Raw genomic sequence first — 26,629 nt, forward strand, 5'->3', positions numbered from 1 at the left:
CATGTCGTGATGTCGGTGGTCACGAGGCGTCGCAGAGGTCGCCCCAGCACGCCTCCAGCAGTGCGCCGGTGTGTGCGGAGTAGCGGGCGGTGAACCCGTCGAAGCGGCGGTCGGTGCGCTGCAGCCCGGGAGTAGAGCTGGTTGAGGTCACCGTCCAGGCGGCGTCCCTGCTGCCGTCGGCGGCATTCGAGCGAGTCTTGAGCGCGGCGGGTGAAGCGGGCGGCTCGACAGCAAGGGCGTCGCTTGGGACGTCGAAGGCGGCTGCGGCCTGGGCGCGGATGTCGGCGGCCGACACGTCTGCGTCGGCTGCGGCGTCTTCTGATGCCTCGCCAGACGGCAGAGCGGCGGCGTTGCAGACCCGTACGGTGACGATGCACTCCGACAGGCCGGGCACGGTGGTCAGGCAGCTGTCGGGGTCATTCTCCAGGCAGGCTTGGAGCGCCTGCTGGTCCACGCCGTTGAACGTGACGGGCTGATCGGCCGCGCCCGGGGTGCGCGCCGGGGCAGCGGGCGCGGCAGTCGGGGAGGCTACGGCGGCGGCCTGTCGGCGCGGCTTGCTCACCGTCCACTGGGTGAACTTGCTGTTGTCGGTCAGCTTGGTGGTGAAGCAGCTCGGTGGCTTGTGGGTCGTGCTGCACACGGGAAGCGTGACGGACTTGGCCACATTCCCCGTCGCCACCTGCTGCCATGCCTTGTTCCCGGTCATGAACTGCATACGGTTCGCGATCGAGGGGACGTTGATGTACTTCGGGCCGGTCACCTCAAGGCCCACGTCGATGCGGTTGGTATTGCCGCCGATCACTTTGAGCTGCTTGGTGGTGGAGCCGACCTTGTTGAAGTCGTAGAGGACGTCCCACTGGTTACCGCTGTCCTGTCGGACGGTCATGTAGGTGTGGTTGCGCTTGTCCGGCTGGGTCGGGTCGACCCCGGCCTTGATGGCTGTCGTGCGACCGCCGCTGGTGGTCAGCTCCGACCAGCGCGGCCCGTAGGTGTGGGTGGTCTTCCCCGTCTTCTCCGCGTACAGGCCGATCTCGATGTTGGGAGCCAGCGGACTGCTCGACGTGTTCGGGCTGACACGCAGGTAGTTGGCCACCTGCACGGTCGCCGAGCCGGCGTCGACCTGGTCGAAGGTGATCGGTATGTTGCGCCAGGTGGCGAAGCCGCCGATCATCGGCTCGCCCGGCTGGCTGCACGTCATCGCCCAGGACGTGACGGGGGCGTTGTAGATGCCGGTGCAGGCTTCCTTGGGTGCGGCGGCACTCGCTGACGGAGCGGTGCCGAGAACGGTGAGTGCGGTGACCCCGGCGCACGCCGAGGCCAAGTATCTCGCGCGCGAACGCGACAAGGTTCCCCCTTGGAACGGTCAAGATTGGTCACAGGGAACCTATAGGTGATCCTTCTCCAATACGTATGCACATAAGGCAAGTTGGCCGAGTCTCTACACGTGATCACGGCCACGTCCGTTGTCGGCGCAGCGGTACATACGCGGGGGATGAGGGGCGACGCCTGGAACGGATCCGTGCGGATCCGCAGCCGGCCGAGGATTACCCCGCGTACGGTGCGTGCGCAGATGGCTTTGGCGCCTGACGGAGCCGATTGCATCCCACGGCCCCTACTGTGAAGACGCCGAAGCATTGGCCAGTTGCTGAACACGGCCTGCTCGACGGCTGCGCCGCAGACAGTTCCGGCCGATCGCCCAGGCTCGATGCGCAGCGCTCGTGATTGAGTGGATTCCTCCCCGTCGCGTGGGACATCCCTGCCAGGATCGGACACGTGACATACGTAGTGACCGTAGATGCCCACATCGCGGAGGGCACTCCGGAGATGGACCCACTTCAGCGCGCCGGCGCCGTGGCGCTCATCCAGGACGGCTTTGACTCGGTCGAGGCCATTGAGGGACCCGACGGCATGGAAGTCGATCTCCTCGACAGCATCGTGGCCGTCTACCCGGGCGGAGCGCTTCTGAAAGTGTTCGTTGATGCTCCGGCCCTGGAATTCGCCGAGAAGGCGGTGCGGTCGGTCGTGGGTGAACTGCTGGAGCGGTCAGAGCTGTTGGCCGACTGGCACATCGGACGATGCGAGGTCGAGCTGCACCCAGAGCTCGCGCAGGAGAGTCTCGACGCCGCCGACGGCCCCGATGTCCCGCCCGATGATCCGGCTGACCGTAAGGCCCGGCATACCGAGCGTCCCACGGCCGAGGACGACAAAGAGAGCTACGACGCCGAGGCGAAAGCAAGGGCAGTACGCGGTCAGATGCTGGCACTGGCAGACGAGCTGCGCTCCTTCCCGCCCGTGATGTTCGGCGTCCTCGACGACGAAGACAACGAGGAAGAAGACGGTGACAACGAGTTCGCCGTCTCGCCGGAGGACGCCAAACTCGCTGCCGGTGCCTTGGTGTACGCGACGGACATCCTGGTGGACGAGCTCTTCCAAGACGTGCAGACCCTGACGGAGGAGGACACCACCGCTGCCGAATGTGACGGGTCCCTGTGGCACTTCGAGGACCTTCCCGAGCGATACGCCCTCCAATACGACGCCCGCTTCGCCCGACGCTTCCTGGTGACGGTGATCGCGATGACTACCCGCTTCACCGATGGCAGCTTCCAGCAGCTGAGCTGCGTCGCTGAGGAACTCGCGCTGAAGCTGCTGCTGAATGAGACGAACGTGACCCTGGAGACTTTCGGGCTGCTCGACGACGGCGTCTCGGCCGCGCTCGAATCGTTCGCCGACAACGTCTACGAAGACATGGACCACGAGTGGCTCTACGACGACTCCATGGACGGCATCGACGAGAGCGCCGTCGGAGCGGCTCTCGGCATCGCACCGATGGCGTTCAAGGCGTGGTTCACTCCGTTCAACGAGGGCAGGTACGTCCACCCGTCTGCGGCTGATGAACCGGAGGGGGCAGCGCAGTGAGTTGTCCCGCGGCCTGAGGACCTTCCTGACCTGGAAGCCGGAGACACCCCGCACCGCGAGCCAGCTCATCCGAGCAGTCGGCTGAGTTCAAGCTGGGCCGGAACTGGGGCGCCGAGGCATAAAGCGAAGTTTCCTGGAAGGATGAGGGTCTTCAGGTGGATCGCTTTCGCCTGGTGCGCGTGTCTGAGGGCGGTATACGTCTTCGTACTGCCCAGAGTGCTTTGACAGGCGGACACATCCGAGTGTCGTCGCACGTGGGTGCGGGCTTTCAACCAGGCGATCCCAGGACATTGCGGTTTCGTCAGGCCGATCATCCGCCGCAAGTAGCCGGGTCCGTCGCCGATCTCCGTCGTATTCGGAACGTCGACCCATGACGAAGAAGTAGTGCTGCCGGACCTCGAGTGACCGCATATGTTCTGGTACTTGATATTCGTCCAGGAGACGAGCGGTATTGAGTGGTTCGCGAAACCAAGAACGCCACTCGGTCAGTTGCGCGCGAGCATGAACCCAGTCTCCATGAGGTTTATTATCTTCCCTCAACCACTTCTTCGCCGGGGTTTCGATTTCGACACATACAACAGTCAAGTAGCGACTGTCGCTAGCCAACCACATGAAGTCCGGTCGACGCTCGAGCAAGCCCGTGAGGGGCGGTTGAGTGATTACTGCATTTGGCCATGGAAGCCATCCTGAGGCGCCATGCGGCCCGAATGCACCTGGTACAAATGCGGGGTGCCGCTCCAGCCACTCCTGTAGAACCTTCTCGTCCTTGTGTCCGTCAGTTTCAACGAGTGTCTGCAATTCGGCGGCTGCATCCGCCAGACTAGGGTCGGGTACTCCTGCGTTGATCACATACGCAGTATCTCTCATGAGGGAGGAATCTGACATGACTTCTAGCGATCAGCTATGGCATCTTTGGACGGCGGCGCTGGGCGAGGCGATCGTGGCACCAGGTGACGACGATGAGTGGAACGAACCTCCGATGCCCCGACTCGCTGATGACGGTGGCTTGACAACGCATGTGGTGGGCGACATCGATGTGCGACTCAGCTCTTCGGGTGTTGCAGCGTTGGCCTCAGCTGTCGAAACGTTGCGCGAGTTGCTCGTGCCAAACGTTGAAGCGAGTCCTTATGAACTGGAGGACGTTCTCTTGCGGCGCTTGGCCTACGTTGCCGCTGGCAAGGAGGACCATCCAACTGATGTTACAGCCTTGCTGAGACACGTGCGGGAGGCAACGGAAAAGTCTCTCGTTGCTGTGGCTGTTGGGGGAATTTTTAATTCTGCTATTGATGCACAGGGCGCCGCAGTCCCGCTTAAGATTGCTGATAGAGTAATTGCTGGTCATCTTGATGACGCGTATGCGACGGAACTCAGCAAACATGCGCGTGCCCTTGGCTTGATAGGGTTTCGCTTCGATGAAGTTTGGTGGACTGCGGACTACTGGGCTTCTATAAATGACCCGGATGTGATCCCGGAAATCCTGGAGGACTATAACGAGCAGGGCAGCTGGCCATGGGTGATTATAGCGGTGCCGGTTAAGGGGATCGGATATCCCGCAGTGTGGGCTGCGGTGTATCACGTGGAAGCAATTCTTGGTGCCCTTCTGGCTCTGGATACCCACCCCGCGCGTGCTGGTGGGAGAGCAGTTCCATGGGTGGGTGGACAGGCCACGGTAGCAGACAATCCGCTGGTTCCTGTGTTCGGCGATAGTCCGAAATCTCAGATTGCCGTGCAGGTTATTGACACCAATGTCCACGCTCGCCTCTACACGCTGGACAAAGCTGATGTTCCTTCAGGGTTTGATCTGGGCCTGGACATCGACATCAACTCGGCCATGAATAGTCCTGGACGCCACCTTTTGGAGGTGATTGCGGCTAACGCCTCGCCTGAGCCCGGTGACTCTGGTGGGTGGCGTCTCGCATCGGCCTGTAGGCAGTTGTGGAAGGCGATTGGTTCTGACTCTCTGGATTCCGAAATTCGCGAGGCGTGGCTTGGCTTGAGACACATTGGTGTGGAATTCTCGAATGAATCTGCCGTCAGGGCTCTTATGGAGCGTTATGATTCCATAGGTAAAATTCTGTGGAGTGAAGATCGTCACGGCACTGTTGCAGATAACGATTCGAGCCTCGAGGAGTTGTTGCCATCCATCGTCGAAACATATGGCGATATTTCACATACGATTCTTGCGCTTGAGGCAGGGGAGATACGCCCCTGGAGCTACAATCTTGCCTATTGTGCGAGTAGGGCCACTGCCCTCTTGCATGTTGCCTGCCTAGCTAGCATCCCAGATAGTCTAATTGGAAGGTGAAAAGCAAGTATTGTGAGCTGGTTAGGGCTATAGGAGCCACAACAGTTCCGCAAAGCGTCCTAGACCGAGCCTTGCCTGCCTGTGTAAAGAAGATCGTCAGGGGAATCGACACCGTCGAGACGTACCGAGCGTTCTCCGGCCGGGAGCCCGCCCGAAGAAGGTGACCACTTTCCGAAACAGTCCGGGCGACGAGCAGCGAGCGACGCGCGGCAGTAGGGCAGGTCCGCCAGAATCTGCAGGAGCGCATCACTCACCGAACAGACTGTCCTGTACGTACTCGACGACCCTCCGCTCCGGGTAGAAGACAGCCAGCAGCATGAAGGTCTTGGGATGGGCCGCGATGTTGCCAACGAAGAAGTGGACGGCGCGGTTCGGGGCGCACATTCGGTCGTACCAAGTCTCGCGCAGTGCCTCACGGACACCGCGCTCGCCGTACTTGCGCAGGAAGTTGCGGTACGACTGGCCGGCCTCCCAGTCCTTCAGTCCCATGTCGTGGGTCGGACAGTCGTCGTCGGCGCAGCGGAAGCTGTAGCGGAAGTCGAGCGGCACCCACTCCAACGGGTTCAGTTCCTGCTCGAACAGGTCGAGTTGGTCGGCCAGGGCGGCCTTGGAGATGGACCAGGGTTCGGCGGGCTCCAGCCGGAAACGGGTGATCTCGGCGGGCTGGAAGACGCCGAGCGACGTTCCTCGCTTCTCCTGATCTCGCTTGATGGCGCAGAGCGACGGGGCGACCAGCGGCTCCACATACCGGTACCGCTTCTTCCAGCCGCCGTCGGACGGTACCTCACCCACGATTTCCAACGTGTCGAGGTCGGGCCGGAGACTCTCCGGTCGGGAGTCCCGCTCCCGGCGGTGCGGTTCGACGTCGACTTCAATGATCGAGTACTTGGAGAACTTGGCGTCCTCGCTCAGGAGCCGGAAGGGCACTGGGAAGAGGCGCACGTGCTGCGGCTCGCCCTGGTCGAGGCGTATGCCGGCCACGCAGCTGGTCTCGCGGTACTTGTTGGACAGCTCCGGATACGTCTTGACCGTGATCATGATCCGTGCGCGCTGCCGTTTCCCGAATGCCGACGACGCCATGGTGTGCCCCCTCCATCGATCTCCCCGATCTGATTGGAAGAGAGGCATGCACCGCTGGCAAGGGCGCGTGCGAAAGCCGGGGACGAAGTCAGGCCAAGGGATTCACCGGGACTGAGACCCGGCTGCGGATCGTTTCCAGGACGACCTGCCGGTGACAGCGGCTCTCGTCCTTCTCGAAGCACAGCACCGCGACCCGCGACGCTTGGGCATGCTCTGCGAGGCGGTCAAGGTCGGCCTGGGCCTCCTCGGACCGCAGCAGGCCACGGAAGCGCGCCCGGCCCACTTCGACGCGGCCGTCCCAGAAGGGCTCCCGATTGTCCTTCGGATTGCCGAGGCCACGCAGGTGCGTGTACTCAATGCCGGCTTCGGCCAGAGCCTCCCCGAGGCGGGTCTTGCTGAAGCCCTTCTTGCGGCTGATCGGGGTGAGTCGCACATCCGCCACGACCCCGATACGGCTGTCGACGAGCGAGGCGACGAACGAATCGATGTCCCGCCCTTCGTATCCGGCTGACCAGAGACCGGGCGTGACGGGCTGGACCTGAGCCACCTGGAACAGATCATCGAGGGAGACCGCAAGAGCCTTGGCCACCGCGCCGACCGTGAAGAAACCTGGCTGGATCGCTCCCTCGCTCTCCAGGCGGCCCAGCGTCCCGACGGCGATGCCTGCTTCCTTGGCCAGCCGTTCACGCGTCCACCCGCGGTCCTCCCGCAACGCACGAACCTGCTGGGCGAGCTCACGGGCGTGGTCGTGGGGAGGCGCTGAGCGATGACCTGCCATGTGCGGTGTTCCTAACGACCGTTGGGGCGGCCCGCCGCGGTCTTCCTGGTCAGCTACGAGCCCTGGATTCGCGAACGCGCAGGTCCGAGGGCGCTTGAGCGCCGCTCTTCCCGCGGCACTGGAGACTGCTCCTGGGAGAAGCCGACCAAGATCTTCTCCCAGATTTCTCCCAAGCGATCTCCAGGAACCACTCAGGGGCCTGATCCATCAAGTGGATCAGGCCCCTGACCTGGTACTTCGGCGTCGGGGTGGCGGGATTTGAACCCACGACCTCTTCGTCCCGAACGAAGCGCGCTGCCAAGCTGCGCTACACCCCGGTGTCGCTGCTGTCCTGCTTGTCGCGGCGACGTCGTTTACTTTAGCCCACTGGTGGCTGGAGACGAAATCCGGTTTAGGGGCGGCGTCCGACCGGGTTCGGGCGGATGTGGTCGAGGGTCACCATGAGGACCGCCAGGGCGTAGAAGGAGAGGCCCAGGAGGAGGGCGTTGGCGAGGGTGCCGCGGTAGCCGTGCTGCTGGACGTCCAGGAAGAGGTAGAGGTAGCGGCCCGGGGTGCCGGGGAGGAGCAGCTCCGCCCGGGTGAGGGAGAAGGCCAGGTAGGCCAGGGGGTAGAGCATCCAGCCCGCCGTCTGGCGGATGTGGAGGCGGCCGGGGGGCGTGAGGAGGAGCCAGTCGATGACCGCCGCCGCCGGCGCCGCCACATAGAGGAGCTGCAGGGCCACCCATTGCGGGTGCCAGGTCACCGGGGGGTGCGCCGGGCCCGTCATCAGGAACGGCGGGGTCGTGTGGCCCAGGAGGAGGTGGTAAACGAGGGCCGAGACCACGGCATAGAGCGCTGCGGCGCCCGTCAGGAACGAGGGCACGGGGCGGCCCGCCAGCCACGCGCGGCGGGCCGAGGCGAGGCTGACCAGGGTCAGCAGGATCGCCGCCTGCACTCCGAAGTAGCTCAGGACCCGGTCCGGGCTGCCCAGCAGCAGTTCCAGGGCCACGCCCACCGCCGCCAGTACGGCCGTGGCAAGGCGGAACACCGCGATCGCGGGGCGACGGGCGGGGGCCACCACCGCCGTCGCCGGAACGGGCGCGTGCAGCAGCACGGGCGTGCCCGGGACCGCGGGGAGGTCCGGGATGTCCCTGGGTATCGGGGGTGTGGGAGTCGTCATGCCCCCAACGTAAGAAGAAGGGGGCATAAGGGGCGTATCGGGCTACGCCGGGAGAGTTACTCCCGGCCCACCAGCGTCAGCAGCGTCGCCTCCGGCGGGCAGGCGAAGCGGACCGGGGTGTAGCGGTTCGTGCCGCAGCCCGCCGAGACGTGGAGGTAGGAGGTGCGGCCCTCCGCCGTGTGCGTCGACAGGCCCTTCACCCGGTCCGTGTCCAGGTCGCAGTTGGTGACCAGGGCGCCGTAGAAGGGGATGCAGAGCTGGCCGCCGTGGGTGTGGCCCGCCAGGATCAGGGGGTAGGCGTCCGCCGTGAAGGAGTCCAGGACACGCAGGTACGGCGCGTGCACGACGCCCATCGAGAAGTCCGCCGTACCGGACGGGCCACCCGCCACCTGCGGATAGCGGTCCCGCTTGATGTGCGGGTCGTCCAGTCCCGTCAGCTCGACCGAGACGCCCTCGACCTTGAGGACACTCCTCGTGTTCGTCAGGTTCAGCCAGCCGGCGCCGTCGAAGCCGTCCCGCAGGTCCTCCCACGGGTTGTGGATCACGCCGACCGCCGGCGGGTTGCCGTTCAGGCCGTGCTTGCCGCTCGTCCTCTCCAGCAGGTACCGGGCGGGGTTGCGGGGCCGCGGGCCGTAGTAGTCGTTGGAGCCGAAGACGTACGCGCCCGGGAACTCCATCAGGGGACCCAGCGCGTCCAGCACCTCCGGGACGCCCTCCGGGTCGGACAGGTTGTCGCCCGTGTTGATCACGAAGTCCGGGCGCAGGCCCGCCAGCGACTGCAGCCAGCGCTGCTTCTTGCGCTGGCCGCCCACCATGTGGATGTCGGACACCTGGAGCACGCGCAGCGGGCGCATGCCCGGCGGGAGGACCGGGACCGTCACTCGGCGCAGGCGGAAGGAACGGGTCTCGAATCCAGCCGCGTACAACACACCGGCGGCGCCGAACGCCGCGATTCCCAGGGGTACTCCGTATCGAGCGCGCATACGACCATCGTGTCAGACGTGGAGCGGGCCCCGAGACCGGCCTGCGCAACGGGCATGGGTAAAACGGCGGGCGTCCGGCGTGCGGCACCTGCGACAATCGGTGTCATGACCACCACGCTCAAGTCGAAGCTGCAGGACGACCTCAACGCCGCGATCAAGGGGCGCGACGAGCTCCGCTCGGCCACGCTCCGGATGACGCTCGCCGCGATCACCAACGAAGAGGTCGCGGGCAAGGAGAAGCGCGAGCTCTCCGACGACGAGGTGCTCAAGGTGATCGCCAAGGAGGCGAAGAAGCGCCGCGAGGCGGCCGAGGCCTTCGCGCAGGGCGGCCGTGCCGAGAGCGCCGAGCGGGAGAAGGCGGAGGGCGGGGTCCTCGCCGAGTACCTGCCGAAGCAGCTCGGCGACGAGGAGCTGGACGCGGTCGTGGCCCAGGCCGTCGCGGAGGCGAAGGCGGCGGGCGCGGAGGGGCCGCGGGCCATGGGCGCCGTGATGAAGATCGTGAACCCGAAGGTGGCCGGCCTGGCCGAGGGCGGCCGCGTCGCCGCCGCGGTGAAGAAGCACCTGCAGGGTTAACACCTTCAGGGCTGACACCAGGCAGTACGGCAGTACGGGAGTACGGCAGTACGACGGCGGGGCCGCACCTCTTTTCCAGAGGTGCGGCCCCGCCGTCGTAGCTAGTGACTCGGAAGGGGGTCAGCCTCGGCCTCGGCCGTTCCCCCCGTTCCCGTTCCCCTGGATGAAGCCGTCGGGGAAGGAGAAGGTCGGGGTCGGGGTGGAGCCGCCGGTCGAGCCGTTCGTCGTACCGCCGTCATTCGTGCCGCCGATGAGACCGCCGATCAGACCGCCCGTGGTGTCGCCGTTGTTGTCGCCGTTTCCCTTGCTCTTGTCGTTCTCGTCCGGGATGTCGATGAGGTTGAAGGACTCGTCCGGCTTGCCCTCCAGGGCGCCGGTCATGGCGTCCTTCCAGATCGGGCCCGGCGTGTCGGCGCCGTAGACCTGGTCGTGGTAGACGCCGCCGATGCTGATGTGGGTCATCTCGACGTTCTGCTTGGCGCTGCCGACCCAGACCGCACCCGCCATGTTCGGCGTGTAGCCGACGAACCAGGCGTTCTTGCGGGAGTCCGTGGTACCGGTCTTGCCCGCGCTCTCCCGGTCGTCCAGGCCGGCCTGCTGACCGGTACCGGAGTCGATCACACCGCGCAGCAGGGTGTTGATCGTGTCGGCGGTCTTCTCGCTCATCGCACGCGAGCAGGTCGACTTCGGCACGGCCAGGGACTTCTGCTCGTTGCCGACCTTCTGGGTGATCGACTCGATGGCGACCGGCGTGCAGTACATACCGCGGTCGGCGAAGGTGGCGTACGCGCTCGCCATGGTCAGCGGGGAGAGGCCGATCGCGCCGAGGGCGATGGCCGGCGTCTCCGGCAGCTTCGAGCCGTCGCCCTGGTGGACGTGCAGCGCGTCCGTCATCTTGACCACCGGGCACAGGCCGATGTCGGAGATCAGCTGGACGAAGTAGGTGTTGATGGACTTCGCCATCGCCTTCTTCATCTGGTACGGCCCGACCTCGGACTCGTTCTCGTTCTCGACCTGCTCGCCGGTCGTGTTGACCCACTGCTTGCCGTCGCACTGCTGCACGGGGCTCGGGTAGTTCATCTTGTACGGCGACGAGTACTCCTGCGTCGCCGACTTGCCGCCCTCGATGGCCGCCGCGGCCACGAACGGCTTGAACGTCGAACCCGTCGGGAAGCCGTAGTTGGAGCCGCCGTAGTCCCGGTCGACCGAGAAGTTGTACTCGGTCTCGTTCTTGTTGTAGCCGTACGGCTTCGACTGGCCCATCGCCAGGATCTTGCCGGAGCCGGGCTCCACGAGCGTGGCGGCGGCCGCGACCGAGTCGGACTTGTAGACGTGGTCCTTGATCGAGGACTGCACCGAGTCCTGGGCCTGCGGGTCCAGGGTGGTGCGGATGGTCAGACCGCCCTGGTTCCAGAGCTTGGCGCGCGCCTCCCGGGTCGTGCCGAAGACCGGGTCGGTGAGGAAGACGTTCTCGACGTACTTGCAGAAGAACCCGGCGCCCTTGACGGCGGTGATGCAGCCGTTCTTCGGCTGGGTGACCTTCAGCCCGAGCGGTGCCTCCTTGGCCCTGTCGGCCTCCGCCTGGGAGATGTCACCCAGTTGGGCCATGCGCTCCAGCACGGTGTTGCGCCGCTTGGTGGCCTCGGCCTCGTCGTTGACCGGGTCGTAGCGGCTCGGCGACTGGACGATGCCGGCCAGCAGAGCGGCCTGCGGGAGACTCAGGTCCTTGGCGTGCTGGGAGAAGTAGCGCTGGGAGGCGGCCTCGACGCCGTAGGCCTGCTCGCCGAAGAAGGTGATGTTCAGGTAGTTCTCGAGGATCTTCTTCTTGCCGAGCTTCTCCTCCAGCTGGATCGCGTACTTCAGCTCCTTGACCTTGCGGCCGAGGGTCTGCTGAGTGGCCTGGGCGACCTTCGTCGGGTCGTCGCCGGCCTCCTCGATGAAGTAGTTCTTCACCAGCTGCTGGGTGAGCGTGGAGGCGCCCTGGGCGACCCCGCCGCTCTGCGCGTTCTTGTTCAGCGCCCGCAGCACGCCCTTCAGGTCGATGGCACCGTGCTGGTAGTAGCGCGAGTCCTCGATCGCGACGATCGCCTTCTGCATGTACGGCGAGATGTCCTTGAGGTCCACCACCGTGCGGTCACGGGAGTAGACCTGGGCGATCTGGTTGCCCTTGCTGTCGAGGATCGTGGTCCGCTGGCTGAGCTGCGGGCTCTTCAGGTTGGCCGGGATCTCGTCGAAGCCCTGGACCGAACCCTTGGCCGCGAGGCCCAGGGCACCGGCCGCGGGCAGCGCGATGCCCGCCATCACGGCTCCCGCGAGCACACTGACACCGAGGAACTTGGCGGCCTGCTGCGTGGCCGACAGACCACCGCCCGAGCGCTTCTTTGGCATGGGGGCAGCCTAATCCGTGGGGATGAGCATTCCGGGTGAGCGGGTGGCTCTCGGGATGTTCGAGTGCCGGATCGTGACATACGGGAACAGGTCCCGCGGAGTGGGCGCGACTCGGCGCACGGCACGGCGACATGAACGGTCTACCTTGCCATTCGCCGGACACACGTACAGGCCTTGGCCTAAGCTGCTCTCAACTGTCACAGCAGTGCGGCCACGTATCAATACGTCCGGCGACCCCGAATCGTTCTGGAACCAGCCCACTTTTTTTCGGGCGATGTGTTGGCGACGTGTCCGAATCCGCCTCGTGTGTCACCCGGCGTCCTTTGTGACGCACCATAGCTGTCCCGGTTTGCCGGGATGATCACGCATGTCGCCAGCTCACTCCCGCGGGTGATCTGCCGCTTACCCATAGTCCGTTCGGGCCATTCAAGATTGGGCCCGAAGGGGGTGTTGCGCTGTGCCCACCTTCCGTAACGTCCTCAACTGGCGGCGGTGAATATGCCGCTGCCGCCGTGGGGGAGCCTCGATTCGGGAGAGGACGGCGCCGGTATGGGCTGGGTAACCGACTGGAGTGCGCAGGCCGCCTGCCGCACTACCGATCCGGATGAACTGTTCGTTCAAGGAGCAGCGCAGAACAGGGCCAAGGCGGTGTGCACCGGATGTCCGGTACGCACGGAATGCCTGGCCGACGCGCTGGACAATCGCGTCGAGTTCGGCGTGTGGGGAGGAATGACCGAGCGGGAGCGCCGCGCACTGCTGCGCAGGCGACCCACCGTGACCTCCTGGCGCAGGCTCCTGGAGACAGCGCGCTCGGAATACGAGCGGGGGACCGGCATCGTCCCCCTCGACAGCGACGAGGTGTACGAGCACTACGCAGCCGTGAGCTGAACCGCACACGCCAGGTGACTAGGGCAGCTCCGGCCGGCCGGCCGCGAGCCGGTCGCCGATGTCCCGCAGCCCCGTGAGGTCGTGCACATCGCCGGGCAGCGCGGCCACTTCCACCACGGCCACCTCGGGGTGGCGCGCGGTGAAGCGGTCACGTGTGCGCTGCTCGCGGGAGAGGAGCTGCATGCGCTCGGCGTGCAGCCTCAGCAGGCCTGCGGTCAGTTGGTCTACGGTGCGGTCCGGGGTCTCTGACGAGGGGGATTCGTCAGTCATGTCCTCAGGCCCTGACGAGGGGGATTCGTCGGGCCGGGACGCGGACGGCACGGGCGCGGGTGATTCAGAACTGCCGTACGTGTCGGGAGAGTTACGAAGTCCAGCTTTCCCGCCACCCTGATCGACAATGCGGGCCTCTTCAAGATTTTCCGCGGCGGCGAGCGCGCGCTCGGCCGACAGCCGGACGGCGCCGCTGCCATGGACACGGTTGAGGACCAGACCGACCAGCGGCATGTCCTCCGCGGCCAGCCGCTCCACGAAGTACGCGGCCTCCCGCAGCGCGTCCCGCTCCGGAGCCGCCACCACCAGGAACGCCGTCCCCGGCGCCTGCAGCAGCTTGTACGTCGCGTCCGCGCGCGTGCGGAACCCGCCGAACGTCGTGTCCATCGCGGCCACGAACGTCTGCACGTCCTTCAGCAGTTGCCCGCCGAGCAGCTTGCCGAGCGTGCCGGTCATCATCGACATGCCGACGTTCAGGAAGGCCATGCCCGCGCGGCCGCCCAGCTTCGCCGGTGCGGTGAGCAGGCGGATCAGCTTGCCGTCCAGGAAGGAGCCGAGGCGTTTCGGTGCGTCCAGGAAGTCCAGCGCCGAGCGGGAGGGCGGGGTGTCGACGACGATCAGGTCCCACTCGTCCCGGGCCCGCAGCTGGCCCAGCTTCTCCATCGCCATGTACTCCTGCGTGCCCGCGAAGCCCGCCGAGAGCGACTGGTAGAAGGGGTTGGCCAGGATGGCCGCCGCCCGCTCGGCGTCCGCGTGCGCCTCGACGACCTCGTCGAAGGTGCGCTTCATGTCGAGCATCATGGCGTGCAGTTCGCCGTCGCCGTCGGTGCCCTTCACCTTCCGCGGCACGTTGTCGAGCGAGTCGATGCCCATGGACTGCGCCAGCCGCCTGGCCGGGTCGATGGTCAGCACGACCACCTTGCGGCCGCGCTCGGCCGCCCGCAGCCCCAGTGCCGCCGCGGTGGTGGTCTTCCCGACCCCGCCCGATCCGCAGCACACCACGATCCGGGTCTTCGGGTCGTCCAGCAGCGGGTCGACGTCGAGTGCGGGCGCGGGAGTGAGACGGCGGGCGGCGTCCTGCGCCTCGACCGGGTCCGTGGTCATGACATCCCCTGTTTCCGCAGTTCGCGGGCGAGTTCGTAGAGGCCCGCCAGGTCCATCCCCTCGGCGAGCAGCGGCAGTTCGTGCCGCGGCAGGTCCAGCTCGGCGAGGACCGCGCGCTGCTCGTGCTCCAGCGCGTACCGCTCGGCGTACTCGGCGGCCTGCGTGAGCAACGGGGCCACCAGCTGCTCGGCCTTCCCGCCGCGGCGCGCGCCGCCCAGCCCGGCGGCCGACAGCGACTGCGCCAGGGCGGTGCGCGGTGCCGTCCGTACGAGTTCCAGGTCGGCCGCGTCCAACACCTCCGGGCGGACCATGTTCACGATGACCCGGCCCACCGGCAGCCGCGCGGCCCGCAGTTCGGCGATGCCGTCGGCGGTCTCCTGGACCGGCATCTCCTCCAGGAGCGTGACCAGGTGCACCGCCGTCTCCCCGGACTTCAGCACCCGCATCACGGCCTGCGCCTGATTGTGTATCGGGCCGATCTTGGCGAGCCCGGCCACCTCGTCGTTGACGTTCAGGAAGCGGGTGATGCGGCCGGTCGGCGGGGCGTCCATGACGACGTAGTCGTACACGAACCGGCCCGCCTTGTCCTTTCTGCGCACCGCCTCGCACGCCTTGCCGGTCAGCAGGACGTCCCTGAGGCCGGGCGCGACGGTGGTGGCGAAGTCGATCGCGCCGAGCTTCTTCAGCGCCCGGCCCGCCCCGCCGAGTTTGTAGAACATCTGGAGGTAGTCCAGAAGGGCCAGTTCGGGATCGATGGCCAGTGCGTAGACCTCACCGCCTCCCGGGGCTACGGCGATCTTCCGCTCCTCGTACGGCAATGCCTCCGTCTCGAAGAGCTGGGCGATGCCCTGCCGGCCCTCGACCTCCACGAGAAGCGTCCGCTTCCCCTCGGTCGCGAGGGCCAGCGCGAGTGCGGCGGCGACCGTCGTCTTTCCGGTCCCGCCCTTGCCGCTGACGACCTGGAGCCTGCTCACGTCTTCGAGACTAACCAGTCCGCCGGACACTCACGCGGGAGGCTGTGGATAACCGCGCATGCGGTGGGCCACGTGTCCCTTCCGTCACAGCGGCTACAGTCGCCCCATGACCAAGTGGGAATACGCAACCGTGCCGCTGCTCGTCCATGCCACGAAGCAGATTCTGGACACCTGGGGCGAGGACGGCTGGGAGCTCGTCCAGGTCGTGCCCGGGCCCAACAACCCCGAGCAGCTCGTGGCCTACCTGAAGCGGGAGAAGCCGTAATGAGCGCCGTCGAGGCCAAGCTGGCCGAACTCGGTCTCTCGCTGCCCGCGGTCGTCCCGCCGCTCGCCGCCTACCAGCCCGCCGTGCGGTCCGGTGCGTACGTCTACACCTCCGGCCAGCTGCCGATGGTGGACGGCAAGCTCCCGGTCACCGGCAAGGTGGGCGCCGAGGTCACCGCGGAGGAGGCCAAGGAACTGGCCCGCACCTGCGCGCTGAACGCCCTGGCCGCCGTGAAGTCCGTCACCGGCGACCTGGACCGCATCGCGCGCGTGGTGAAGGTCGTCGGCTTCGTCGCCTCCGCGACCGACTTCACCGGCCAGCCCGGCGTGATCAACGGAGCCAGCGAGCTGCTCGGCGAGGTCCTCGGAGACAAGGGCGTGCACGCGCGCAGCGCGGTGGGCGTCGCGGTGCTGCCGCTGGACGCGCCGGTCGAGGTCGAGGTCCAGGTCGAGCTGCTGCCGTAGCCCTCCGAAAGCCCTCCGAGGCCTTCCCCGAAGCCCCTCTCGAACATTCGCTTCCCACGGGATAGCCTCCGGTAATGGCCGATGGACAGTGGTATCCCCCCGAGTGGCCGGACCGGATCCGCGCACACGCGGAGGGCACCCTCGTGCCGGTGCCCCCGAAGCGCGCGGCCACCGTGCTGCTCCTGAAGGACACCCCGGACGGTCCCGTCGTCCACATGCTGCGCAGACGCGCCTCCATGGCCTTCGCCGGAGGCGCGTACGCGTATCCGGGCGGCGGTGTCGACCCGCGCGACGACGACCACCAGGTGCGCTGGGCGGGCCCCACGCGCGTGTGGTGGGCCGGGCGGCTCGGTGTCGACGAGGCGGGCGCCCAGGCGATCGTCTGCGCGGCCGTGCGGGAGACGTACGAGGAGGCGGGCGTCCTGCTCGCGGGCCCGGCCGCCGACGCGGTGGTCGGGGACACCACCGGGGAGGACTGGGAGGCCGACCGGGCCGCGCTGGTCGCCCGTGACCTGTCCTTCGCGGAGTTCCTGGACCGGCGGGGCCTGGTGCTGCGCTCGGACCTGCTGGGCGCCTGGACGCGCTGGATCACCCCGGAGTTCGAGACCCGCCGCTACGACACCTGGTTCTTCGTCGCCGCCCTCCCCGAGGGCCAGCGCACCCGCAACGCCTCCACGGAGGCCGACCGCACGGTGTGGATCCGCCCGGCGGAGGCCGCCGCCGGCTACGACAAGGGCGAGCTGCTGATGATGCCGCCCACCGTCGCGACCCTGCGCCAGCTCACGCCGTACGTCTCCGCCGCCGACACGCTCGCGGCGGCGCCCGCGCGGGACATGACCCCGGTCCTGGCCCGCGCCCGCCTGGCGGACGGCGAGATCGTCCTGACCTGGCCGGGCCACGACGAGTTCACCAAGCACATACCGACCGACCCGATGACCGGTGGAGCCCGAGCATGACGGACGCAGCAGCCCTGCCCGGCCAGCCCCGTGGCGGAGTCCTCTCGGGGCCCGCCACCGCGCGGGCCGTCAACGTGCTGGCGCCGAACGCCTCCGCGATGACCCTGGACGGCACCAACACCTGGATCGTCGCCGAGCCCGACTCCGACCTGGCCGTGGTGATCGACCCGGGGCCGCTGGACGACGACCACCTCCGCGCGGTCATCGACACGGCGGAGAAGGCCGGCCGGCGCGTCGCGCTCACCCTCCTGACCCATGGCCACCCCGACCACGCCGAGGGCGCCGTCCGTTTCGCGGCACTGACCGGCACGCGCGTGCGTGCCCTCGACCCGGCGCTGCGCCTGGGCGACGAGGGCCTGGCCGCCGGTGACGTGATCACGACCGGTGGCCTGGAGCTCCGGGTCGTACCGACCCCGGGCCACACCGCCGACTCGCTCTGCTTCCACCTCCCGGCCGACCGCGCGGTCCTGACCGGCGACACCATCCTGGGGCGCGGCACCACGGTCGTGGCGCACCCGGACGGCCGTCTGGGCGACTACCTGGACTCGCTACGACGGCTGCGCTCGCTGACGGTCGACGACGGCGTGCACACGGTCCTGCCGGGCCACGGTCCCGTCCTGGAGGACGCCCAGGGCGCCGTCGAGTTCTACCTGGCCCACCGCGCCCACCGGCTCGCCCAGGTCGAGACGGCCGTCGAGAACGGCCACCGTGCGCCCGCCGAGGTCGTCGCCCACGTCTACGCCGACGTGGACCGCTCCCTGTGGCTGGCGGCGGAACTGTCGGTACGGGCCCAGCTGGACTACCTCCGGGAACACGGCCTGATCTAGGGCCTGTCGGTCAGGGCCTCGGCGCCTTCACGCCGTGCACGCGCGCGTACTCGTCCGCGAGCCATGGCCCGAGGTCGTCGACGTACGAGCGCAGTACCGCGCGGTCGCCGACCGGCTCGTACCCCGACTCGGCCGCCCGGCGCAGCTGTTCACCCCGCTCGGGGTAGTAGCCGGCGAACGCCCCGGCCATCTCCCGCAGATCGCTGGTCCAGCCGTTCCAGCGGGGCATGACGAGCGTGAAGCCGGTGCGCACCAGGTGCCGTGACATGAAGCGCACCAGGGGCCGCAGGGCCTCCTCGGTGTCGCCGGCGGCCGCGATCCGCTCCCGCCAGCGCGGCAGGAACAGGGCCAGGTCGCCGTTGGTCTCGCGGGCGAGCAGGGAGTCGGGGCGGTAGCGGGGGAGGAGCTCGGCGAGGTCCTCCCCGAGCAGCGGGGTGCACAGACAGGCCACGAACCAGCCGATGTCGTACCGCTCCAGCTCACTCAGCACGCTTGCCCGTGAATAGAGCAGCGCCCCGACTCCGTCGATCTCCGGGAACTCCTTGTCGACAGCCTCCCCGAGGGCACGTGCCGCCTCCCGGTCGGCCACGGTCGGCTCCTCGCGCAGCACGGCCACCAGGTCCAGGTCGCTGCGGCCCACGCGCGCGGTGCCGCGCGGGATCGACCCGTAGAGGTAGGCGCTGTCCAGGCGCGCCCCGAAGACGTCCAGGAGCCGGTCGCGGGCGGCGGCGACCACGGGACGGAAAACGTGCGGCACGCGCGCGTGCGAGCCCTCGCGCTCTATGAAGCCCAGGGAGTCGAGACCTCGGGAGGGTGCAGCCGATTCAGCCATGGGACAACTGTGCCAAGTCCGATCACGACTCAGGGGTCCGTCTCACGGGAACTCATGGGAGACGGAACCCCGATGTCATACGGCCGGGACCCGGCGTCAGCGCGAGCGCTTGGCCAGCCGCTCGACGTCCAGCAGGATCACGGCCCGCGCCTCCAGGCGCAGCCAGCCGCGCTGGGCGAAGTCCGCCAGCGCCTTGTTCACGGTCTCGCGGGACGCGCCGACCAGTTGGGCCAGCTCCTCCTGCGTGAGGTCGTGGACGACGTGGATGCCTTCCTCGGACTGCACGCCGAAGCGGCGGGAGAGGTCCAGCAGGGCGCGCGCGACACGGCCCGGCACGTCGGAGAAGACCAGGTCGGACATCTGGTCGTTGGTCTTGCGCAGTCGGCGGGCGACGGCGCGCAGCAGGGCGCCGGCCACCTCCGGGCGTGCGTTCAGCCAGGGCTGCAGGTCGCCGTGGCCGAGGCCCAGCAGCTTGACCTCGGTCAGGGCGGTCGCGGTCGCCGTCCGCGGGCCCGGGTCGAACAGCGACAGCTCGCCGATCAGCTCGCCGGGGCCGACGACGGCGAGCATGTTCTCGCGCCCGTCGGGGGAGGTGCGGTGCAGCTTGACCTTGCCCTCGGTGACCACGTAGAGCCGGTCGCCCGGGTCGCCCTCGTGGAAGAGGGAGTCGCCGCGCGCCAGGGTCACCTCGCTCATGGAGGCGCGAAGCTCCGCGGCCTGCTCGTCGTCGAGAGCCGCGAAGAGCGGGTTGCGCCGCAGAGGGTCGTCCACGAGTTCTCTCCTTGTCGACCTGCTCAGGGGATCTTGCTCCCCCTTGGTACCAGGGGACCGTGCTCCCCATTTTGCCGGACGGTCCAAACAGTGTGATCTGTCACAAGGATGCCGCACAGGTGTCCCGAGGTAAGCGGCAGGGGTCCAATCGGGGGCTGATCTTCCGGGTCCGGGGCGGATGTCGGTGCCGGGCTCTAGGCTGGCCGGGTGTCCAAATCGCCGGTGAGAGCACAGGCCAAGGGGGCTGGGCGGGTGGTTGTACGTCGTGATTCCGCTGTGGGCGAACAAGGGTCCGATACCGCCCCGAGCGAGCCGAAAAAGGCGACAAAAGCGGCAAAAGCCGTGAAGAAGGTTGCTGCTGCGAAGACCCCGGCCGCGGCGACCAAGAAGGCCGCGACCAAGAAGGCCGCGGTGAAGAAGGTGACGGCCAAGAAGGTGGCGGTGGAGAAGGCGACGGCGAAGAAAGCAGCGCCGAAGACGGCCTCCGCTGCTGCCAAGAAGGCGGCGCCGAAGAAGGCCGTGCCCGCGAAGGCCGCTTCTCCGGCGAAGGCCGTGCCCGCGAAGGCCGCCGCCCGGAAGCCCGAGTCGCAGGCCGCCCTGGTCCGCCGTGCCCGCCGGATCAACCGCGAGCTCGCCGAGGTGTATCCGTACGCCCACCCGGAGCTGGACTTCGAGAACCCCTTCCAGCTCCTGGTCGCCACGGTGCTGTCCGCCCAGACCACCGACCTGCGGGTCAACCAGACCACCCCGACGCTGTTCGCCAAGTACCCCGCCCCCGAGGATCTGGCCGCCGCCAACCCGGAGGTGGTCGAGGAGATCCTGCGGCCCTGCGGGTTCTTCCGGGCCAAGACGAAGTCGGTGATAGGGCTCTCCAAGGGGCTGGTGGAGCAGTTCGGCGGTGAGGTCCCCGGCCGGCTCGAGGACCTCGTGAAGCTGCCCGGCGTCGGCCGCAAGACCGCGTTCGTCGTGCTCGGCAACGCCTTCGGGCGCCCTGGCATCACCGTGGACACGCACTTCCAGCGCCTGGTCCGCCGCTGGCAGTGGACCGAGGCGACCGACCCCGACAAGATCGAGGCGGCCGTGGGGGAGCTCTTCCCCAAGAGCGACTGGACCGGCCTCTCGCACCACGTCATCTGGCACGGCCGCCGGATGTGCCACGCCCGCAAGCCCGCCTGCGGCGTCTGCCCCATCGCCCCGCTCTGCCCGGCGTACGGCGAGGGCGAGACCGATCCGGAGAAGGCGAAGAAGCTCCTCAAGTACGAGAAGGGCGGTTTCCCGGGCCAGCGGCTGAAGCCTCCGCAGGCCTATCTGGACGCGGGCGGCACGCCGGCCCCGCCGCTGGGTGCCGTATCGGGGAAGTGACCTAGGGATCTTCTGGGGGTCGAGTGACGGAACGATCAAGAGGCGCCCGGGCGTTGGACCGGGCAGGACGACGGGGGATGCCATGACACACACCAGCAACGCGCATACCGGAGGGCCGCGTGCGAGCGCGGCGCTCAGCAAGGACGGCCTGCCGGCCTGGCTGGACCCGGTGGTGCACGCCGCCGAGACGGTCGAGCCGCTCCAGCTGAGCCGCTTCCTGCCGCCGGAGAACGGCGCGGGACGGCAGTCGGCCGTGCTGATCCTGTTCGGGGACGGCACGGCCGGGCCCGAGCTGCTGCTGATGGAGCGGGCCGGCTCGCTGCGCTCGCACGCCGGACAGCCCTCCTTCCCCGGTGGCGCCCTCGACCCCGAGGACGGCGACCCGAAGGCCGACGGGCCGCTGCGGGCCGCTCTCCGCGAGGCCGAGGAGGAGACCGGGCTGGATCCGGCCGGCGTGCAGCTGTTCGGGGTGCTGCCCAGGCTGTACATCCCGGTCAGCAAGTTCGTGGTCACGCCGGTGCTGGGCTGGTGGCGCGAGCCGAGCCCGGTGGGCGTGGTCGATCCGAACGAGACGGCGCGGGTCTTCACGGTCCCCGTGGCGGATCTCACGAATCCGGCCAACCGGGCCACCACCGTGCACCCCAGCGGCCACCGAGGTCCGGCATTCCTGGTCGAATCGACCTTGGTGTGGGGGTTCACGGCCGGGGTGATCGACCGCTTGCTGCACTATGCGGGATGGGAGCGCTCCTGGGACCGCGAGAAGCTGGTCCCGCTCGACTGGCGGTCATGACAGGGTGTCCACCGTGAATGTGCTGGACATCCTGTTGCTGGTCGCCGCCGTGTGGTTCGCGATCGTCGGCTACCGCCAGGGATTCGTCGTCGGCATCCTGTCGGTGATCGGCTTCCTGGGCGGCGGACTCGTCGCCGTCTACGCCCTGCCCGTCATCTGGGACGCGGTGACCGACAACTCCGAGGTGAGCACGACCGCGGCGGTCGTCGCCGTGGTCGTCGTCATCGTCTGCGCCTCCGTCGGCCAGGCACTGACCACGCACCTGGGCAACAAGCTCCGCCGGTACATCACCTGGTCCCCGGCCCGGGCCCTGGACGCCACCGGCGGCGCGCTCGTCAACGTCGTGGCGATGCTGCTGGTCGCCTGGCTGATCGGCTCCGCCCTCGCCGGCACCACCCTGCCGACGCTCGGCAAGGAGGTCCGCAACTCCAAGGTGCTCCTCGGGGTGTCCAGAGCGCTGCCCACCCAGGCCGACTCCTGGTTCGCGGACTTCTCCAAGGTCCTCGCGCAGAACGGCTTCCCCCAGGTCTTCAGCCCCTTCGCCAACGAGCCGATCACCGACGTCTCGCCGCCCGACCCCGCCCTCGCCAGCAGCACGGTCGCCACCGTCGCCAAGCAGTCCATCGTCAAGGTGACGGGCACCGCGCAGAGCTGCGGCAAGATCCTGGAGGGCACCGGCTTCGTCTTCGCCGACCGCCGCGTCATGACCAACGCGCACGTGGTCGGCGGCGTCGACGAGCCCACCGTCCAGATCGGCGGCGAGGGCCGCAAGTACGACGCCAAGGTCGTCCTCTACGACTGGCAGCGCGACATCGCCGTACTCGACGTGCCGGACCTGCAGGCGAAGGCGCTGAAGTTCTCCGGGCAGGACGCGGTGAGCAACAACGGCGCGATCGTCGCCGGATTCCCGGAGAACGGGTCGTACGACGTCCGTGCCGCCCGGGTGCGCGCCCGCATCACGGCCAACGGCCCGGACATCTACCACCGCGGCACCGTCCGCCGCGACGTCTACTCGCTGTACGCGACCGTCCGCCAGGGCAACTCCGGCGGCCCGCTGCTCACGCCGCAGGGCAGGGTGTACGGGGTCGTCTTCGCGAAGTCACTGGACGACGCCAACACCGGGTACGCCCTCACGGCCGACGAGATCAAGCCGGACATCGCCCGGGGCCGTACCGCGAACCAGCAGGTGGGCACCGACAGCTGCGCCCTGTGAGGGATCAGCCGCGGGTGTGGCGCAGACGGACCGAGACCCAGCGGGCCCGGCGGCGCAGGATGTGTGGAATCCCCACCCTGAGGTCCGTGCCCGGCAGCTGCGGGGCGGCTCCTCGATGGGACCTCGGACCGCCTGTCGTACGGCGGTTGCGGGGTGCGTCACTGTAGTCGTGCGTCCAGCCCATACCCCGACGTCTGCCCCTGCCCCAAGGTCGATAACCTCCCCCACGCCCCTCAATCGGCCTATGCGCGGGGCATGTGGCTGTTCGTAGGACAGGCGTGCAGGTCCGGATACCGGGCGCATCGGCGCGGTCACCGATCGGGTTCGGGGTCTTTCAGCCAGTTGATCAGTTCGGCGGAGAACGCGACCGGGTCCTCCTCGTGCGGGAAGTGCCCGAGCCCGTCGAACAGCCGCCAGCGGTACGGCGCTTCGACGTACTCACCGGATCCGGCCGCGCTGCGGGTACGGGTCACCGGGTCCAGGGAACCGTGCAGATGCAGCGTCGGGACGCGCACCGGGCGCTTCATCCGGCGGTTGAACTGGATGCCGTCGGGGCGTGCCAGCGAGCGCACCAGCCAGCGGTACGGCTCGATCGCGCAGTGCGCGGTCGACGGGATGCACATCGCCCGCTGGTACGTCTCCACCGTCTTGTCCTCGGGCAGCCGCGGCCCGGACCAGTCCCGGATCAGCCGGCCGACCAGCGCGCCGTCGTCGGCGGTGAGCTGCCGCTCGGGGATCCAGGGGCGCTGGAAGCCCCAGATGTAGGAGGCGGCGGCGGACTGCCGGCGGTCCCGCAGCATCGCCGAGCGCCAGCGCCGCGGGTGCGGCATGGACACGACCGCGAGGCGTCGTACCAGCTTGGGGCGCATCGCCGCCGCCGTCCACGCCAGATAACCGCCCAGGTCGTGGCCGACCAGCGCGGCGTCCGGCTCGCCCAGGGAGCGGATCACGCCGGTGATGTCGAGCGCGAGGTTGGCCGGGTCGTAGCCGCGCGGGGTGCGGTCGCTGCCGCCGACGCCCCGCAGGTCCATGGCGACGGCCCGGAAGCCCGCGTCGGCGAGCGCGACCAGCTGGTGCCGCCAGGCCCACCAGAACTGCGGGAAGCCGTGCACCAGCATGACCAGTGGTCCGTCGCCGAGCTCGGCGATGTGGAAGCGGGCGCCGTTCGCGGCGACGTCCCGGTGCGTCCAGGGGCCCTCCAGCCGTACGGCCGAGGGAGCGGGATCCGTCATGAGGTCGAGCGTGCCACAGCCTCGATGGCCGGCACGTCATCGCGGGGGAGTTCCGGACGCGGATGCGGCCTGGCGTTCTGCAGCACGCCCGCCGTCTCCTTCATCGACGCGGCCACCTTCTGCGGTCCCTTGCCCTGCTTGGCCTTCTTCGCGAAGACCAGGCCGACCAGTACGAGGACCAGGGCCACCAGGAAGTTCGCCGCGAAGGAGAGCAGGAAGCAGAGCGCGAGGTTCCACTTGCTCCAGGTCTGGATGCCGTACGCCAGCGCGAAGTTGAGCATCGGCAGGGAGAACAGCAGCAGCACAATGGCGGCCGAGAGCGCGCCGCCGCTGGTCACGCCGCGCTTGACGTCCTGCTTCAGCTGGGCCTTGGCCAGCGCGATCTCGTCGTGCACCAGCGCCGACATCTCGGCCGTGGCCGAGGCGAACAGCTGGCCGACGCTGCGTTCGGCGCCGACCGGGCTGCCGTCGGGTGCGCTCATCGCGGTCTCCCTCTGCGTACTTGTCATCGTCTTTTGTACCGTCTCGTCAGATCATGCCGGACGGTCGCCCTGCGCGCCTGCCCCGCCCGGTACTTCGGCAAGCGCGTCATGCCTACGGGCTCCCCGCCGGGCGCTTCGCCGGACTTCCTACTGAGCGGCTTTCTCGGCGGCGATCCGGCGGTGTTCGGCGGCCTTGCGGTCGTAGATCTCCGCCATCCGCAGGTGGTACGCCGGGTCGTCCTCCTCGTAGACGTCGGGGATGCCGTCGAGGTCGTCGTCCCGCTCCTCGGCCTCGACCAGCCTGCGGTAGCGGGTGTTGCGTATCTTCAGCAGCACGGTGGCGCACAGGGCCGCGATCAGCGATCCGGTGAGCACGGCGGCCTTGACCTCGTCGGTGAGTACGGCGTCGCCCGCGAAGGCCAGTTCGTCGATGAGCAGCGAGACGGTGAAGCCGATGCCCGCGAGCGAGGCGACCGCGAAGACGTCGGCCCATTCGAGGTCCTCGCTGAGCGAGGCCCGGGTGAAGCGGGCGGTCAGCCAGGTCCCGCCGAATATCCCGACCGTCTTGCCGACGACCAGCCCGAGGATGACCCCGAGCGTCTCGGGCCTGGTGAACACGTCCCCGAGCGCTCCTCCGGACACCTTCACTCCGGCGCTGAACAGCGCGAACAGGGGCACGGCCAGCCCCGCCGACAGGGGCCGCACCAGATGCTCGATGTGCTCGCCGAGGGAGTGCTCCTCACCCTCGCGGGTGGTGCAGCGCAGCATCAGGCCCATGGCGACACCAGCGATGGTCGCGTGCACGCCGCTGTTGTACATCAGCGCCCAGACGACGACCGCGAGCGGCACGTACACGTACCAGCCGCGCACGCCCTTGCGCAGCAGCAGCCAGAAGACCGCGAGGCCGAGGACGGCGCCGCCGAGCGCGGCGAAGTCGATCCGCTCGGTGAAGAAGACCGCGATGATCAGGATCGCGAACAGGTCGTCGACGACCGCGAGGGTGAGCAGGAAGGCGCGCAGGGCGCTGGGCAGTGAGGTGCCGATGACGGCCAGTACGGCCAGCGCGAAGGCGATGTCGGTGGCGGTGGGCACCGCCCAGCCGTGCGTGGAGCCGCCGCCGGCGAGGTTGGTGAGGGTGTAGACGAGGGCCGGTACGGCCATCCCGCACAGCGCGGCGACGACCGGCAGGACGGCCGTCCTCGGGTCTCTCAGGTCGCCCGCCACCAGCTCACGCTTGAGCTCGATGCCGGCGACGAAGAAGAAGACCGCGAGCAGGCCGTCGGCGGCCCAGTGGGCGACGGAGAGGTTCAGGCCGAGGGCCTCGGGGCCGAAGCGGGCGTGGCTGACGGTCTCGTAGCTGTGCTGCAGCGCGGGGATGTTCGCCCAGACCAGCGCGGCTATCGCGGCGATCAGCAGCAGCACGCCGCCGACGGTCTCGGTCCGCAGCGCGTCCGCGACGAAGGTCCGCTCCGGCAGCGAGAGCCGGCCGAGGACCTTGCGGGCGGGGGTGGTGCGGGGCGCGGACACGGGGGACCTCCGGTCGGTGGGCAGGACAGGGCTACTTGCCGACCAGACTTCCCGGCACACCTTGAGGATCACGCTACTTTGCTTAGTTTACCTAAGGTGCGGCGAGAGTTGCCAGGTGGATTTCACGGTAGGTGCAAAAAGGGCGCCCGGCGCGTTTCGCGCCGGGCGCCCTTCGGGGCTGTGCCGGTCGGGGTCAGTCCTCGCTGGGCGCCGCGGGCAGCTTCGCCTGGATGAGGTCCATGACGGTGGAGTCGGTCAGGGTGGTGACGTCACCGAGCTGGCGGTTCTCGGCGACATCGCGGAGCAGTCGGCGCATGATCTTGCCGGAGCGGGTCTTGGGCAGCTCCGCGACCGGCAGGACCCGCTTGGGCTTGGCGATCGGGCCGAGCGTGGTACCGACGTGGTTGCGCAGGTCGGCGATGAGGTTCTCGTCCTCGGCGTTCGCCGTGCCGCGCAGGATCACGAAGGCGACGATGGCCTGGCCGGTCGT

At 68.3% G+C, this 26,629-nt stretch carries 25 protein-coding genes, 1 tRNA gene and 2 pseudogenes; 11 read left to right on the plus strand and 17 right to left on the minus strand.

The window, feature by feature from the left end; genetic code table 11:
• Positions 1-19: 19 nt before the first annotated feature.
• The gene (locus AB0D85_RS30685; RefSeq protein ID WP_362327254.1) at positions 20-1,345 is read right to left on the minus strand and encodes a hypothetical protein; all 1,326 of its coding nucleotides are present in this window, start codon (positions 1,343-1,345) and stop codon (positions 20-22) included.
• A gap of 428 nt (positions 1,346-1,773) precedes the next feature.
• Here AB0D85_RS30685 and AB0D85_RS30690 point away from each other — a divergent pair, with 428 nt between their 5' ends.
• Positions 1,774-2,916 (plus strand): hypothetical protein, encoded by a 1,143-nt coding sequence (locus AB0D85_RS30690; RefSeq protein ID WP_362327258.1) that lies wholly within the window; start codon positions 1,774-1,776, stop codon positions 2,914-2,916.
• Between the two features lie 87 nt (positions 2,917-3,003).
• Here the strand turns inward: AB0D85_RS30690 and AB0D85_RS30695 are convergent, their stop codons facing one another.
• Positions 3,004-3,801: a Shedu anti-phage system protein SduA domain-containing protein gene (locus AB0D85_RS30695; protein WP_362327261.1), complete on the minus strand. Its 798-nt coding sequence runs from the start codon at positions 3,799-3,801 to the stop codon at positions 3,004-3,006.
• Here AB0D85_RS30695 and AB0D85_RS30700 point away from each other — a divergent pair.
• Positions 3,800-5,221 (plus strand): hypothetical protein, encoded by a 1,422-nt coding sequence (locus tag AB0D85_RS30700; protein WP_362327264.1) that lies wholly within the window; start codon positions 3,800-3,802, stop codon positions 5,219-5,221. The genes AB0D85_RS30695 and AB0D85_RS30700 overlap by 2 nt on opposite strands.
• Positions 5,222-5,467: 246 nt before the next feature.
• On the opposite strand, the gene AB0D85_RS30705 is transcribed toward AB0D85_RS30700, so the two are convergent.
• The 5 genes from AB0D85_RS30705 to AB0D85_RS30725 form a co-directional block, all read right to left on the minus strand.
• Positions 5,468-6,301, minus strand: coding sequence for a hypothetical protein (locus AB0D85_RS30705; protein ID WP_362327267.1), 834 nt, complete (start codon positions 6,299-6,301; stop codon positions 5,468-5,470).
• Positions 6,302-6,389: 88 nt separating this feature from the next.
• Positions 6,390-7,079 carry a DUF488 family protein gene (locus AB0D85_RS30710; RefSeq protein ID WP_362327270.1) on the minus strand — a complete coding sequence of 230 codons (690 nt, stop codon included), beginning with the start codon at positions 7,077-7,079 and terminating at the stop codon, positions 6,390-6,392.
• 243 nt (positions 7,080-7,322) lie between these two features.
• Positions 7,323-7,396 (minus strand) — tRNA-Pro (locus AB0D85_RS30715).
• 74 nt (positions 7,397-7,470) lie between these two features.
• Positions 7,471-8,238, minus strand: a complete 768-nt coding sequence (locus AB0D85_RS30720; RefSeq protein WP_362327273.1) for a Pr6Pr family membrane protein — start codon at positions 8,236-8,238, stop codon at positions 7,471-7,473.
• A 56-nt stretch (positions 8,239-8,294) separates the two neighbouring features.
• A complete protein-coding gene (locus AB0D85_RS30725) occupies positions 8,295-9,221 on the minus strand; it encodes a metallophosphoesterase (RefSeq protein ID WP_362327276.1) in 927 nt (308 codons plus the stop codon).
• Between the two features lie 105 nt (positions 9,222-9,326).
• Between AB0D85_RS30725 and AB0D85_RS30730 the strand changes: the two genes are divergently transcribed.
• Positions 9,327-9,794 (plus strand): GatB/YqeY domain-containing protein, encoded by a 468-nt coding sequence (locus AB0D85_RS30730; RefSeq protein ID WP_362327278.1) that lies wholly within the window; start codon positions 9,327-9,329, stop codon positions 9,792-9,794.
• A 120-nt stretch (positions 9,795-9,914) separates the two neighbouring features.
• On the opposite strand, the gene AB0D85_RS30735 is transcribed toward AB0D85_RS30730, so the two are convergent.
• On the minus strand, positions 9,915-12,182 hold the full coding sequence (locus AB0D85_RS30735) for a transglycosylase domain-containing protein (RefSeq protein WP_362327280.1): 2,268 nt from the start codon (positions 12,180-12,182) through the stop codon (positions 9,915-9,917).
• A 549-nt stretch (positions 12,183-12,731) separates the two neighbouring features.
• Here AB0D85_RS30735 and wblA point away from each other — a divergent pair.
• Complete coding sequence (gene wblA / locus AB0D85_RS30740; protein WP_067046754.1) at positions 12,732-13,070, plus strand: transcriptional regulator WblA; 339 nt, start codon at positions 12,732-12,734, stop codon at positions 13,068-13,070.
• Between the two features lie 18 nt (positions 13,071-13,088).
• Here the strand turns inward: wblA and AB0D85_RS30745 are convergent, their stop codons facing one another.
• Both AB0D85_RS30745 and AB0D85_RS30750 read right to left on the minus strand, forming a co-directional pair.
• Positions 13,089-14,444 (minus strand): ArsA family ATPase, encoded by a 1,356-nt coding sequence (locus AB0D85_RS30745; protein WP_362327282.1) that lies wholly within the window; start codon positions 14,442-14,444, stop codon positions 13,089-13,091.
• The gene (locus AB0D85_RS30750; protein WP_362327285.1) at positions 14,441-15,418 is read right to left on the minus strand and encodes an ArsA-related P-loop ATPase; all 978 of its coding nucleotides are present in this window, start codon (positions 15,416-15,418) and stop codon (positions 14,441-14,443) included. The genes AB0D85_RS30745 and AB0D85_RS30750 overlap by 4 nt, the downstream gene beginning before the upstream one ends.
• Positions 15,419-15,524: 106 nt before the next feature.
• Here AB0D85_RS30750 and AB0D85_RS30755 point away from each other — a divergent pair, with 106 nt between their 5' ends.
• The 4 genes from AB0D85_RS30755 (at position 15,525) to AB0D85_RS30770 (ending at position 17,930) form a co-directional block, all read left to right on the plus strand.
• Entirely contained in the window at positions 15,525-15,683 is a 159-nt protein-coding gene (locus tag AB0D85_RS30755) for a DUF4177 domain-containing protein (protein ID WP_019992579.1), read from the plus strand.
• Positions 15,683-16,147: a RidA family protein gene (locus AB0D85_RS30760; RefSeq protein WP_362327288.1), complete on the plus strand. Its 465-nt coding sequence runs from the start codon at positions 15,683-15,685 to the stop codon at positions 16,145-16,147. Before AB0D85_RS30755 ends, AB0D85_RS30760 begins: the two co-directional genes overlap by 1 nt.
• 74 nt (positions 16,148-16,221) lie before the next feature.
• On the plus strand, positions 16,222-17,103 hold the full coding sequence (locus AB0D85_RS30765) for an NUDIX hydrolase (protein WP_362327291.1): 882 nt from the start codon (positions 16,222-16,224) through the stop codon (positions 17,101-17,103).
• Entirely contained in the window at positions 17,100-17,930 is an 831-nt protein-coding gene (locus AB0D85_RS30770; RefSeq protein WP_362327293.1) for an MBL fold metallo-hydrolase, read from the plus strand. Before AB0D85_RS30765 ends, AB0D85_RS30770 begins: the two co-directional genes overlap by 4 nt.
• A 10-nt stretch (positions 17,931-17,940) precedes the next feature.
• Here AB0D85_RS30770 and AB0D85_RS30775 read toward each other — a convergent pair whose 3' ends face one another.
• Both AB0D85_RS30775 and AB0D85_RS30780 read right to left on the minus strand, forming a co-directional pair.
• Entirely contained in the window at positions 17,941-18,762 is an 822-nt protein-coding gene (locus AB0D85_RS30775; protein WP_362327295.1) for a nucleotidyltransferase domain-containing protein, read from the minus strand.
• A gap of 96 nt (positions 18,763-18,858) precedes the next feature.
• The gene (locus AB0D85_RS30780; protein ID WP_123975315.1) at positions 18,859-19,533 is read right to left on the minus strand and encodes a Crp/Fnr family transcriptional regulator; all 675 of its coding nucleotides are present in this window, start codon (positions 19,531-19,533) and stop codon (positions 18,859-18,861) included.
• 342 nt (positions 19,534-19,875) lie between these two features.
• On the opposite strand from AB0D85_RS30780, the gene nth reads away from it, so the two are divergent.
• The 3 genes from nth (at position 19,876) to AB0D85_RS30795 (ending at position 22,898) form a co-directional block, all read left to right on the plus strand.
• On the plus strand, positions 19,876-20,895 hold the full coding sequence (gene nth / locus AB0D85_RS30785; protein ID WP_362327298.1) for an endonuclease III: 1,020 nt from the start codon (positions 19,876-19,878) through the stop codon (positions 20,893-20,895).
• 82 nt (positions 20,896-20,977) lie between these two features.
• Positions 20,978-21,685: a CoA pyrophosphatase gene (locus AB0D85_RS30790; protein ID WP_362327301.1), complete on the plus strand. Its 708-nt coding sequence runs from the start codon at positions 20,978-20,980 to the stop codon at positions 21,683-21,685.
• A gap of 13 nt (positions 21,686-21,698) precedes the next feature.
• Complete coding sequence (locus tag AB0D85_RS30795) at positions 21,699-22,898, plus strand: MarP family serine protease (RefSeq protein WP_362327348.1); 1,200 nt, start codon at positions 21,699-21,701, stop codon at positions 22,896-22,898.
• 4 nt (positions 22,899-22,902) lie between these two features.
• Here AB0D85_RS30795 and AB0D85_RS30800 read toward each other — a convergent pair whose 3' ends face one another.
• From AB0D85_RS30800 to AB0D85_RS30820, 5 genes and pseudogenes are all read right to left on the minus strand, one after another.
• Positions 22,903-23,082 carry a hypothetical protein gene (locus AB0D85_RS30800; RefSeq protein WP_362327304.1) on the minus strand — a complete coding sequence of 60 codons (180 nt, stop codon included), beginning with the start codon at positions 23,080-23,082 and terminating at the stop codon, positions 22,903-22,905.
• Between the two features lie 127 nt (positions 23,083-23,209).
• Positions 23,210-24,130: an alpha/beta hydrolase gene (locus tag AB0D85_RS30805; RefSeq protein WP_362327307.1), complete on the minus strand. Its 921-nt coding sequence runs from the start codon at positions 24,128-24,130 to the stop codon at positions 23,210-23,212.
• Complete coding sequence (locus AB0D85_RS30810; protein ID WP_362327310.1) at positions 24,127-24,612, minus strand: phage holin family protein; 486 nt, start codon at positions 24,610-24,612, stop codon at positions 24,127-24,129. Before AB0D85_RS30810 ends, AB0D85_RS30805 begins: the two co-directional genes overlap by 4 nt.
• Before the next feature lie 51 nt (positions 24,613-24,663).
• Positions 24,664-26,139, minus strand: a pseudogene (gene nhaA, locus AB0D85_RS30815) (Na+/H+ antiporter NhaA).
• 193 nt (positions 26,140-26,332) lie between these two features.
• Positions 26,333-26,629, minus strand: a pseudogene (locus AB0D85_RS30820) (acetyl-coenzyme A synthetase); the annotation flags it as partial.

The organism is Streptomyces sp. NPDC048277 (genome assembly GCF_040652235.1).
In the GTDB taxonomy this organism is placed as follows: Bacteria; Actinomycetota; Actinomycetes; order Streptomycetales; family Streptomycetaceae; genus Streptomyces.